Below are 12240 nucleotides of genomic sequence, written 5' to 3'. Positions count from 1 at the left end.
ATCTTGATATTAAAGATAAATATTTAGAGGTAAATAGGTTAGATGATGCTTACTATTTTATAAAACTAGCTGTTGATAATAATGTAGATGTAGATAATATAAAAATACTAAAGGATGAAATCAAATCTAAATTTAATATTACAACAATTAATGAATCAGTATCAATCAATTCTAATTATACTTTACCAAATGAAGTAGATTTTCTAATTAATAATGAAAAAACAAAAACAAAAGTTACTTGGAAGAATACAAATGTTTCTACTTCCTCTTTAGGAAACTTTACTTTTAATGGAATATCTGATGAATATGATAGAGAAGTTAATCTTGTATTAACTGTAAAAGAAGTCAAAAAAGAGAAAATATATGGCTATATTCGTAAGCTTTATAGTAATTCAAATAAGGACCATATACTTTTTGACGATTGTGAAATTTTCACTAGCCTCGATTATTCTTCTAGTGAGTTATATAATATAGCTAAGGATGACAACTTTGCTGGTGGTGGTTTCTTAGATTCAGGTTACTACATTAGAAATAATGATAAATCTACTAAAGAATATATAATATCTACATCTTGTACTTTTAAGTTATGTAAATACTTGGTTCCTAGCTACAATGATTCAAGTTCCATTGATTTAGTTAATGTAGATTACTCTTTTTTTAGAGATATATTGAATAAATATCCTAACAGTATATTCTGGATTCACACCGAAGACAATATAATTACTTCTTTTGAAATGCAATTTGAGCCATAGTAAATATTCAACAGATATAAAATAATAAAAAAAGATAACCTCAAGATATTCTGAGGTTATCTTTTCCCATATATACTAATAAATCTTCGCCTCTTCTTCGCCACTAAGAACTCTTATAGCTCCTTGTGCTAGAGCAAGTAATTCATCTTCACCTGGATAAATTGTTATTCCAGCTATCCATCCAACTCTTTTCGTTATAGATTCAGTAACTACTGGAGAATATGCTATTCCTCCTGTTAAAACTATTTGATCAACCTTACCTTCTAAAACAGTTGCCATTGCTCCAATATCTTTTCCAACTTGGTAAATAAAGGCACTAAATAACTTCTTTGCTTCTTCACTACCTTCATCCATCATTTTTAATACATCTCTCATATCGTTAGTGTTAGCATATGCATTTAATCCACCATTACCAACTAACTTGCTATAAACTTCTTTTTCAGTATAATTACCGCTAAAACAAAGCTTAACTAAATCTCCAGCTGGTACTGTACCTGCTCTTTCTGGAGAAAAAGCTCCTTCTCCATCTAATGCATTATTTACATCCACAACTCTACCATGGTTATGAGCCCCAACAGAAACTCCTCCACCCATGTGTACAACTATAAGATTTAGATTTTCATATCCTTTTCCACTTTCTTTTCCATATCTCTTTGCTACAGCTTTTTGATTTAAAGCATGGAATTTTGACTTTCTTGGCAGTTCTGGAACACCTGAATATCTTGCTATATCTTCTAATTCATCAACAACAACTGGATCAACTATAAACGCTGGTACTCCTATTTCTTTTGCTATTTCATTAGATAATATTCCACCTAAGTTGGAAGCGTGTTGTCCTTGAACTCCAACCTTTAAGTCTTCTAATAATTCTTCAGTTACAGCATAAGTACCACCTGGAATTGGCTTAAGCATTCCCCCTCTACCTACTACTGCATCTAAAGTCTTTATATCAAAATTCTTTTCTTTTAGAACATTTAAAATAACTTCTTTTCTAAACCCTCTTTGTGCATATATGCTATCGTATTTTGCTATTTCTTCTGTTGAGTGTCTAAGAGTTTCTTCAAATAATTCCTTTTCACCTTCATATACTCCAATTTTAGTTGAAGTTGATCCTGGATTTATAATTAATAATTTATATGACATACCATAACCTCCATTAATCTCTTGATTATTTAATAGATTCAGCTACAACAGCTGCTAAAGCTATTGAGTTAACCTTTGTTTCAAAGCTATCTGCTCTTGAAGTTAATATAACTGGTGCTGAAGTACCAACAAGTATTCCACCATTTCTGCTCTTAGATGTGTAAGTTAAAGTTTTATACATTACATTTGCAGTTTCTATATTAGGAAGCATTATAACATCAGCCTTTCCTGCAACTGGTCCTGTTATTCCCTTATGATGAGCAGCTTCTTCTGATAATGCATTATCTAAAGCTAATGGTCCATCTACTATACATCCCTTTATTTGTCCTCTATCATTCATCTTTGATAATAATGAAGCATCTATTGTAGCTGGCATATCTGGATTTACCACTTCAACCGCACAAACTGGAGCTACCTTTGGACATTCTATTCCACATGCATGTGCAACACTTACAGAGTTTTGTACTATTTGCACCTTAGCCTTTAAATCAGGATAAGTATTAAATGCAGCATCAGTTAAGAATATTAACCTATCAAATCCTTCAATTTCAAATACTGATACGTGAGACATTACCTTTCCTGTTCTTAATCCAACTTCTTTATTTAAAACACTTCTTAAAAAAGTAGCTGTATCTACTAATCCCTTCATTACCATATCAGCTCTACCACTAGATACTAATTGAATTGCAAATAATGCAGCTTTTTTTACATCTGGTTCATGAATAACTTCAAATTGAGTTATATCCATGCCTATTGAATCAGCTATTTCTTTAATCTTATTTTTATCTCCTACTAAAATCGCATCAGCGATTCCTTGTTCCTTAGCAGCTTTAATAGCTTCTAATACTGGTTCATCTTGCGCTACTGCAACAGAAACCTTTTTTCTTTTACACTCTTTTACCCTTGACAATAAATCATCAAAATTCTTACTCATTTTATGCACCTCTTATACTTTTTATCTATATTTTTAATTGTCTATAAGTTAAACAACACAAAACTATGTTAAATTTATAACATTCACAGTTATATTTATCCATAGATATTACTTCCATTGTAACAAAAAATATCCTGAAAACCAAAGTTTTCAGAATATTTCATTAAATTTCTTTATATTTACTTATAATTTTCTCAGCAACCTTAATTCCATCTACTGCAGCTGATATTATTCCTCCTGCAAAACCTGCTCCTTCTCCACAAGGATATAATCCTGATGTATTTATACTTTCTAAATTCTCATTTCTTGACATTCTTATAGGCGCTGATGTTCTAGTCTCTATACCTGTAAGAACTGCATCACTCATGCCATAGCCTTTTATCCTAGTATCAAATTTAGCTATACCATCTTTTATAGAATCAATTACATAATTAGGTAAACATTCTCTTAAATCCCTAAATTCAAATCCTGGTTTATATGATGGTGTTACACAACCTATTTTTTTACTTACTTCATCCTTCATAAAGTCTCCAACTAGTTGAACTGGCGCCTTGTAACCACCGCCTCCTAAATTATATGCTAAACTTTCATAATGCCTTTGAAACTCCATCCCCTTAAGTGGTGAGCTACCTTCAAAATCATCAGGTCCAACAGTTACAACCAATGCAGAATTTGCATTTTCTAAATCTCTTGCATGATAACTCATTCCATTTGAAACTAGCCTATTCTCTTCTGAAGCAGCCGCTACAACTACTCCTCCAGGACACATACAGAAAGAATATATTCCTCTTCCTGTTTTTTCACTTTGATAAGCTAGCCTATAATCTGCTGCCTTTAATCTAGGATGACCAGCATACTTACCATACTGACTTTCATCAATCATTTTTTGTGGGTGTTCAATCCTTACACCTACTGCAAAAGCTTTAGGCTGCATAAAAACTCCTTCTCTAAATAACATTTCATATGTATCTCTTGAACTATGTCCTATTGCTAAAATTAATGCTTCGCAAGGAATCTCTTCACCATTTACAATTATGCTCTTTAACTTTCCATCCTTGATATTTACTTTTTCTAACTTTGAGTTAAATCTAACTTCTCCACCTAACCTAATAATTTCTTTTCTTATATTTTTAACTACTCCCTTTAACAAGTCTGTGCCTACGTGTGGCTTCCCAGAATATATTATTTCATCTGGTGCTCCTGCTTTCACTAATTCTTCTAAAACATATCCACATCTATTGTCTTTTATTCTAGTAGTAAGTTTACCATCTGAAAATGCTCCTGCTCCCCCTTCTCCAAACTGTACATTTGATTCTAGATTTAGCTTACAATCTCCCTTCCAAAATTCCTCTACAGTTTTTGTTCTAGAGTCTACATCTTCTCCTCTTTCAATTACAATAGGATTATATCCATATTGGGCTAGTCTTAATGCGGAAAATATACCAGCTGGTCCAAACCCAACTACTACAGGCCTATGTTCTAATACTGCACTCCCTGATTCAACCTTAATTTCTTCTATATTATCTTCAATTTTTATATCTTTATCTTTTAATTTAGATACTATTCTCTTTTCTCCATTACAACTTATATCTATAGAATAATTGAATTTTATATTCTCTTTTTTACGAGCATCAATACTTTCCTTTAAAATTTTAAACTCGAAAATATCCGATTCATTTATTCTAAGTTTTTTAGCTACTTTTCTCTTTAAATTCTCTAATGGTTCTTCTATATTTAAGCTTATATTATTAATTCTAATTGTCATATTCTCACCTTTTCTTATTAGATATCTTTTATTTCCTACTATAACAAAAAAAAAGTGGCTATGCCACTTTTTTAATTGGAAGAATTAATAGTTTTTACTGCAATGTCGTTATAACTACCGAAACCTTGCCACTATTTGTTTTTATAGATATATCCTGTCTATCAATACCTACTAAAGTTGCTTTCCACTCAACTTCATGATTCCCTTCAACTAAACCACCAACACTTGCTTCAACTTTAATATTATCAGCCTTTATTGATGCTAAAGCTTCTTTTGTCCCTTCTAATACCACATTTACTGTGTTAGGTGTATACTCATGATTTGCATCAACTCCAATGTAATCCACCTTAACACTAAAGCTTTTAGTTACTGGAATCTCATCCTTTATCTTTAAGCTAACAGTTACATACTGCTCATCTAAACTTACTGTTATTCCTTCCGGTATTGATAACTTCAAGTTTACATCCTTACTAGACACTATATCTGATAGATTTAATGGCTCTGTTTCTATATATTTAATATTTTCAACAGCCTTAGGATCACCAATAATGCTTACTTTATTCTTTGATAATGTTTCTTTCTCTATACTTAATCCATTTTTTAATGAACCCATATATTTAACTTTTATAGGAACTTCAGTTCCCTTTCCTACCTGCATTTTTAATGTTCCTTTTGACTTATCTAAACTTACACCTTTTACCACAGCTCCTTCACTGTCTATAGGAATCAACTCGTATTCACTTTCAAAGTCTTCTGATATATCTTTAGTCTCTCCAATTAAGGCTACTGATTTTACCTTTGAAACTGCACTTTCAGGACCATAAATCTTAACACTTTGTGGTGTAAATTCTACATTTCTTTCTACGAAACCTTCTTTAAAAAGTGTATCTACTTTAGATACAACATTAACATACTTTTCTGTATACTCTTCTACATTAATTTTTATTGATAATACTCCTGTATTCATTACATTTACATCTTGCGGATAATTAACCACTCTTACTGGAACATTATTTTCTCCCTTCTTTAATACATAAGTTCCTAAGTCAGCAGTTACTTTAAAATCTGCTACTTTGGCAGAATAAACAGCATTTGCAGGTCCATCTATCCTTAAATTTACAGTAAAGTTTTGATTGGGAGATAATGCTAAATTAGATTCCCTTAGCACCTCTGAATTAATTATATCAACAGGTATGTCTTTTATTTCTGAAGATTTATTAGGATTTTCCATGCTGGTTACATAAAGCCATAGACAAAAAGCTAATAAAACGCAAACTAATTGTACTATGCCTCTTTTTTCATTCCCTTTATCCACGTTTTCACCTTCTCTCCAGCACTTTTTACTCTCTTAGCATCCCTATTTTCCATTATTTTTAAAAGTATAGTTTTTAATTTTTCCTTATCATAATTTCTAGTTAACCTACCATTAACAGCTAATGAAATTACTCCTGTTTCTTCAGACACTACTATAACTAATGCATCTGAATTCTCCGACAGCCCCATTGCAGCTCTATGTCTAGTTCCAAGCTTTTTATTTATACTATTATTATTTGTTAACGGTAAAACACATCCTGAAGCATGAATTCTATTTCTCCTAATTATTGTTGCTCCATCATGCAATGGAGTATTTACTACAAATATATTTTCTAAAAGATTTGCACTAACCTGTGCATCTATAATAGTTCCTGAAGATATAATTTCTCCTAGACCTGTTCCTTGCTCTATAGCTATTAATGCTCCAGTCTTAGTAGCTGCAAGATTTTCCACAGCAGTTACTATCTCATTTACCACTTCATTTCTATACTCCATGGGCTGACCATAATGTATATCTTCAAATGTACTCCTACCTAAATGCTCTAATACTCTTCTAATTTCAGGTTGAAATATTATAATCATAGCTAAAACACCAATAGTCAATGTTTTATTTAATATAAAGTTTAATGTATCCAATCTTAAAAATAAGCTTATTGGAATAAGAAGAAATATGAATACAGTACCTTTTAATAATTGCTCTGCTCTTGTTTCCTTTATCAACATATATCCCTTATAAAAAATAAAAGATACAACTAGTATATCTAAAATAGACCAAATGGTAATATTTTTTACCGTATTAATTATTAATGTTCCTATTTCGTTCATTGGTCTCACCCCTCTTCTTAATTACTATTTAAATTATACACTAAATTACCAATTCTTAATATAATCGAGGTTATAAAATTATGATTTTTTTAATTAATAATACTATTTTACATAAATAAATAATATAAATCTTATATAAAACATTTATATCCGCAAAAGGAGGGATAAAAAATATGCAACTAGATAAACTTAACATCAATAAAAAATATATTATTACAATCATATCTATAATATTACTTCCAATTGTTATATTATGTGTAGTTAAGTTAACACCAAGTAATAGAAATATATCTAAACTAAACAACATAGGGAAGAAAATAGAATCTTGCAATAAAAAACTAAAAGATTGTTTAGATGATAATGGTATAAATTCTGACACCACAAAAGAGACATTAACTAATGAATTAATAGAATTATCAAATATTCAATCCACTCTAGATTCAACTAATGTATTAGATAAAAATAAAGAATTAAAAACAAAATTATCTGAAACACTTGAATATAATATAAATCTATACCAATTAACATTATCAATTATAAAAAACCCTAATTCTACTGAAATATTACAGACATACAATGAATACACCCAAACATATGAATTACTTAAAAATAATTATGATACACTACATTTATTAGGACTAGATATAGAATTTCCTTCAGAAGCAGATGAGTTTTTTACAGCATCCACTACTTTTATTAATACCTTAATAAAGCTCAATAGAGAAAATGATATAAAGGTAAGTCAAAAAAGTACTTATATATTAAATCTTGAAGATTGCATAGAAGTTTTAAACTCTATTAAAGAAGATTTACGTCCTGCTCTAGCTAAAATTAGAGAAGATGGTCGCTCCCTTGATACTCTACTTAAAGACGTAAAGGATAAAAGAAGTAAATTTAATGAATTAAAAAGCAAAACTTATTCATTTAGCATTCCTGAAAACGGAAATGAATGTTATCAAGCACTTCAAGACACATTAAACTACTATGAACTATATATAACTTCTCTTGAACATTCCATAGTAGTAGAAAAAACATCTACTGAAAAAGATAATGACGATAATATAGATATAAACTATGAAAATAGTTTTGAAAAATATGAAGACTTTACTGATAGCTTGAAAGACTTAAAATCTGAGTTGGATAATTTCAATAATAAATAAGTATAAATAATCTTCTTTTGGCAATACTAACACTTGACTGGGTTAGTAAAAGGAGGTTATTTATGAAAAAATTTATATGCCAATTTACTCTTTGCTTAGCTCTTCTCAGTTTGTTCTGCTCAGCAATACCAGCTAAGGCAATAGTAACAGGTAATACTTCTAGTTACGACATTACACTAGAAGAAATTAATAAAGTAAATAAATTAACTAATATAAATACAGAAGAAACAGTAGAAGTTTTCAATCATGGTCAGGAAAAGATATATATAACACAAGATGATATAGATTTGATGGCTAAACTCGTTTATGCAGAAAGTAGAGGGGAACCTTTTGAAGGAAAAGTAGCTGTAGCATCTGTTGTGCTAAACAGATTACTTAATCCAGGTTTTCCAAATAGTATTAAAGGTGTTATATTTCAAACTAATGCATTCTCTTGCGTTAGAGATAGAGATATTAAAGCTAATCCAGATCAAAGTTGTTATGATGCTGTCTATGAAGCTATTAATGGTAAAGATCCAACAAACGAAGCTCTTTACTTCTATAATCCTGCCATAGCTACCTGTTCATGGATGAAACAAACACAAAAAAAAGATACCAAATCAATTGGTAATCACGTATTTTTCAAATGTTAAAAAGAGGGTTTTTATAACCCTCTTTTCTTATTCAAAAACGCCCTTTTTAATTATTCTTCCTTCTTCTATTAACACTTCGCCTTTTGCATATACATCTGTAATTGATAAATCCTCCTTATCAACTAACACAAAATCAGCATCTTTACTCGACATAATTCTACCTTTATTACCTAAACGTAATAAGTCAGCTACATTTGATGTAATAACCTTCACTGCTATTTCTATAGGAACATTTTGATCTTGTATTGCTCTTTTGACTTCATTATATAAACTACTTACAGAACAAATTCCTAAGCCAATTAATTTTCCATTCTCATCAAATTTAGGCATACTACCATTTCCATCTGAAGAAAATGTAATATTATTTATATTTATACCGGTATCCAAGGCTATTTTTAGTCCTTCACTAGCTGATAATTCTCCCTCTTCTAAAAAGTTAGGATCTGAACTTGTAGTTAAATCTATATATCCCCCTTGCTTTACTAACTCTATTCCTTCTTCAAATAGATTAGTATTTCTATTAATATGAGTAGGCATTAATTGCGTAGCAGGAATTTCTGTTTCCTTTAACACTCTAAATATCATGTCTAGTTTACGTCTTCCACTACCTACATGAATATTAACAACTCCAGCTTTTCCTGATAGTAAACCAGCTACTCTAGCTTGTGCAATAACATCTAAAAATTGTTCATAGGTAGGTTGTGAACTTCTATTGTCTGATATAGCAATTTCTCCAACGCCTATATACTTATCTATCATCATCAAATCTTCTTTTATACATTCAGTTACTGTTTTAACAGGAATTGAGTAAGAACCTGTATAACAATAAGTTGTAATCCCTTCTACGTTAAGTGATCTTGCTTTAGCTATCAAAGCTTTTCCATCTCTACATACATTATCTGTCCCTAAACATCCTACTACTGTAGTAATTCCTGCCTTAGTCAAGTCTGTAAACTTAATTTCTGGTGTCCTTGATGAAAATCCACTCTCTCCTCCTCCACCTAATATATGTACATGAGAATCTATAAATCCAGGAAACATCAATTTACCTTTTCCATCAATTACTTTTATCTCTATAAAATCACTAGGTATATTTATTTCATCATATATTCCTTCAAACTTGTTTCCTACCACAACTACATTCTTCTTACCTAAATATTCAGGCGAATATACTTCTACATCCCTTATTACAGTTATCACAAAGACACATCCCTTCTAATTAAGCTCTAAGATATTTTGTATATTTTTATTATAATAAATAGATTTTGAATAGCTCTTTTTCAACTTCTTTGCATAGTAAATACTTTTACTAATATCTTTTTCCTTATACATTAATGCTAATTCATATAATACTTCTTCAATATATTCTCCTTTTGAAAACAATTTCTCATATTCTTCATAAAACTTTATTGACTCATCAACATTATTTAATTTTGCTTCAATTACTGCATTAAAAAACAAAATATGCGGATATAAATAGTTTTCTCTTCCATATATGTAAGCTAAATTCATATCACTTTCTGCGCTCTCATATTTTTTATTATTATAAGATTCCATTCCTCTTTTGTATAAGTAATCAGCACTATTAGCTTCTAAGGTTTCTTTGCCCTTATAATAAAATACTTGTTCTTCTTTGCTTAAATCCTCTACCCTTACTTTACTAATTATATTATGTAATTCCAGATAATTTTTTTCATCTATATATTTATCTATTTTGCTCAAGTCTACAGAACTCTCTTCTTTATTATCTTCTTTTTCAGTATCTTCATTCATATTATTATCATTAAAATACTGCTTGTCTACATTTTCATTCTGTTTTGTAGAAGATATATATAAATTGCTTATTAAAGGTACAGCAATAATTATTAATATAATTCCTATACAAACTATAACCTTCTTCAAATATAATAAATTATTGGCCACATTCACTTTTTCATTACTATATGACTCTATACTCTTTTTTATATTATTTGCCTCATTATTAAATCTATCTATTTCTAGAGCCTTTATTAAATAATATGAACTTAATGCATACTCACACTTTTTTAAGTAACACCTTGCTAAAGAGAGATTTACATTTAATGAATTAAAATCACTTTCCCTACATTTCATAAAACTCTCTATAGCTTCATCTATTTCTAATCTAGCTAGATGTTTTTCTCCTTTATCAAATAATTCAACTCTACTATAATCAGCTTTACTATCTTGAATATAATTTTTTGCAATTTTATCATCATTAAAATCCCAATTAATCTTCCAAGTAGCAACTGCCTCATCTAAATTTCCTTTTAAATATAATAAAAGTCCTTTTAAATTCAACGCAGCAGAATTTCTTAAATTTAAACTTATTGCCTCTTCACACTGTAACAATGCTTTCTCAAGCTTTCCTTCTTCATAATATTTAATTGCCCTTGAATATAATCTATTCTTATTCTTTTGTTTCATTTAGATAATCCCCCAAAATATAATTCCTAATAAACCTGCTATTACTATTGTAAGTATCGGATGAATCTTTTTAGAGAATAAACATCCTCCTACAATGAGAGTAACTATAATAGATTTCATATCTACATATGCATCTTTAGCTAAAGATATAAATGCATTTATTATTAATGCAATAAGAACAGGTCTCATTCCCAAAAGTGCTGCCTTTAAATATTTAGATTCTTTAAACTTATCCATAGTCTTAGATGCAATAGATACAAGTATAAAGGAAATCACTGTTATTCCTAATGTAGCAAAAATACTTCCTACTATTCCACTAACTTTATATCCTACAAAAGTTGCTGAATTAACTGATACAGGTCCTGGTGTCATTTGAGATATCCCTATTATATCTACAAATTCGCTGCTGTTTAGCCACTGATGTTTTTCAATAATTTCTCTTTGCATGAATGGTATCATCGCATATCCACCACCAAAGCTAAATAAACCTATCTTAAAGAAAGTGAATAATAATTTTAATAGGGTATCCATCATTCCACCTTCTCTCTAAGAAATACCATACCATAAATAGCTGAACAAATAATAACTATAACAGGATGAATATCAAATACTACTAATGCAATTAAAGCTATAATTCCAGCTAATAAATTAGATATGTTTTTATTTACACCTTTCAATAAGCTTACCACACCAGCTAAAACTAACATAGGCACTGCAGCTGTAATCCCACTAAACATTAAATTTACATAGTAATTATCCCTAAATTGCATAAATAATGTAGCTACAAATAATATTATTATAAAAGATGGTAACGTTACTCCTAATATTGCAATTATACCTCCTATCATACCTCCTAATTTGTATCCTATAAATGTTGAGCAATTAATTGCTAATGCACCTGGAAAGCTCTGAGATATGACTAACATATCCATAAATTCTTCTTTTTCTATCCACTTATTCTTATTAACAACTTCTTCTTCAATAAGCGGAATCATGGCATATCCACCCCCAAATGTAAATGCTCCAATTTTAAAAAAAGAAAAGAACATCTTTAATAACTTTTCCATATTTATATATAATCTCCTTATTTTTTAACTTATATTCTATCATATAAATATTGTGTGCTTATAATAGATTTTATATTTATATTCTATAAAAAAATCGCCAAGGTGACTGTGGAGCCGTCGATTTTTTTCGCCCATCTGCATAAGTGATATTCCAAATTTAAATTTGGTAAATAGAACTTACTCATTAGAGCTTCCGAAGCTTG

12 protein-coding genes are annotated in these 12240 nt (G+C 29.8%); 3 read left to right on the top strand and 9 right to left on the bottom strand.

Annotated elements, in window-relative coordinates:
- Positions 1-752 (top strand): Ig-like domain-containing protein (locus KIB46_RS15170; RefSeq protein WP_291672973.1); only part of this gene is annotated, 752 nt, incomplete at its 5' end.
- Between the two features lie 75 nt (positions 753-827).
- Here the strand turns inward: KIB46_RS15170 and buk are convergent.
- The 5 genes from buk to cdaA all read right to left on the bottom strand — a co-directional run bounded on the left by buk (position 828) and on the right by cdaA (position 6733).
- Positions 828-1895: a butyrate kinase gene (gene buk, locus KIB46_RS15165; RefSeq protein WP_291672971.1), complete on the bottom strand. Its 1068-nt coding sequence runs from the start codon at positions 1893-1895 to the stop codon at positions 828-830.
- 25 nt (positions 1896-1920) lie between these two features.
- Positions 1921-2829, bottom strand: coding sequence for a phosphate butyryltransferase (ptb, locus tag KIB46_RS15160; RefSeq protein ID WP_156563027.1), 909 nt, complete (start codon positions 2827-2829; stop codon positions 1921-1923).
- 163 nt (positions 2830-2992) lie between these two features.
- Entirely contained in the window at positions 2993-4594 is a 1602-nt protein-coding gene (locus KIB46_RS15155; protein WP_291672968.1) for an FAD-dependent protein, read from the bottom strand.
- A gap of 94 nt (positions 4595-4688) precedes the next feature.
- Positions 4689-5909: a CdaR family protein gene (locus KIB46_RS15150; RefSeq protein ID WP_156563025.1), complete on the bottom strand. Its 1221-nt coding sequence runs from the start codon at positions 5907-5909 to the stop codon at positions 4689-4691.
- Positions 5879-6733: a diadenylate cyclase CdaA gene (gene cdaA, locus KIB46_RS15145; protein WP_156563024.1), complete on the bottom strand. Its 855-nt coding sequence runs from the start codon at positions 6731-6733 to the stop codon at positions 5879-5881. Before cdaA ends, KIB46_RS15150 begins: the two co-directional genes overlap by 31 nt.
- A 173-nt stretch (positions 6734-6906) precedes the next feature.
- Between cdaA and KIB46_RS15140 the strand changes: the two genes are divergently transcribed.
- Both KIB46_RS15140 and KIB46_RS15135 read left to right on the top strand, forming a co-directional pair.
- Positions 6907-7893 (top strand): hypothetical protein, encoded by a 987-nt coding sequence (locus KIB46_RS15140; protein ID WP_291672965.1) that lies wholly within the window; start codon positions 6907-6909, stop codon positions 7891-7893.
- Positions 7894-7955: 62 nt separating this feature from the next.
- The gene (locus tag KIB46_RS15135; RefSeq protein WP_291672963.1) at positions 7956-8525 is read left to right on the top strand and encodes a cell wall hydrolase; all 570 of its coding nucleotides are present in this window, start codon (positions 7956-7958) and stop codon (positions 8523-8525) included.
- Positions 8526-8552: 27 nt separating this feature from the next.
- Here the strand turns inward: KIB46_RS15135 and iadA are convergent, their stop codons facing one another.
- From iadA to KIB46_RS15115, 4 genes are read right to left on the bottom strand one after another with little or no spacing between them, the layout of a single operon-like run.
- Positions 8553-9725 (bottom strand): beta-aspartyl-peptidase, encoded by a 1173-nt coding sequence (gene iadA, locus KIB46_RS15130; protein WP_291672961.1) that lies wholly within the window; start codon positions 9723-9725, stop codon positions 8553-8555.
- Between the two features lie 15 nt (positions 9726-9740).
- Positions 9741-10970: a tetratricopeptide repeat protein gene (locus KIB46_RS15125; RefSeq protein WP_291672960.1), complete on the bottom strand. Its 1230-nt coding sequence runs from the start codon at positions 10968-10970 to the stop codon at positions 9741-9743.
- Entirely contained in the window at positions 10971-11501 is a 531-nt protein-coding gene (locus KIB46_RS15120; protein WP_156563013.1) for a chromate transporter, read from the bottom strand. It abuts the gene before it with no gap.
- The gene (locus tag KIB46_RS15115; RefSeq protein WP_156563011.1) at positions 11501-12037 is read right to left on the bottom strand and encodes a chromate transporter; all 537 of its coding nucleotides are present in this window, start codon (positions 12035-12037) and stop codon (positions 11501-11503) included. The genes KIB46_RS15120 and KIB46_RS15115 overlap by 1 nt, the downstream gene beginning before the upstream one ends.
- Positions 12038-12240: the final 203 nt, after the last annotated feature.

The organism is Clostridium sp. (genome assembly GCF_018372875.1).
GTDB lineage: Bacteria > Bacillota > Clostridia > Clostridiales > Clostridiaceae > Clostridium.
The sequence above is the reverse complement of the archived record's forward strand: the minus strand, read 5'-3'. Positions and strand labels throughout refer to the sequence as shown.

Bases quoted from the DNA above. Each gene is read 5' to 3' on its own strand.
- buk (WP_291672971.1), bottom strand. From the start codon at position 1,895: ATGTCATATAAATTATTAATTATAAATCCAGGATCAACTTCAACTAAA.
- ptb (WP_156563027.1), bottom strand. From the start codon at position 2,829: ATGAGTAAGAATTTTGATGATTTATTGTCAAGGGTAAAAGAGTGTAAA.
- KIB46_RS15155 (WP_291672968.1), bottom strand. From the start codon at position 4,594: ATGACAATTAGAATTAATAATATAAGCTTAAATATAGAAGAACCATTA.
- cdaA (WP_156563024.1), bottom strand. From the start codon at position 6,733: ATGAACGAAATAGGAACATTAATAATTAATACGGTAAAAAATATTACC.
- KIB46_RS15140 (WP_291672965.1), top strand. From the start codon at position 6,907: ATGCAACTAGATAAACTTAACATCAATAAAAAATATATTATTACAATC.
- KIB46_RS15135 (WP_291672963.1), top strand. From the start codon at position 7,956: ATGAAAAAATTTATATGCCAATTTACTCTTTGCTTAGCTCTTCTCAGT.
- KIB46_RS15125 (WP_291672960.1), bottom strand. From the start codon at position 10,970: ATGAAACAAAAGAATAAGAATAGATTATATTCAAGGGCAATTAAATAT.
- KIB46_RS15120 (WP_156563013.1), bottom strand. From the start codon at position 11,501: ATGGATACCCTATTAAAATTATTATTCACTTTCTTTAAGATAGGTTTA.
- KIB46_RS15115 (WP_156563011.1), bottom strand. From the start codon at position 12,037: ATGGAAAAGTTATTAAAGATGTTCTTTTCTTTTTTTAAAATTGGAGCA.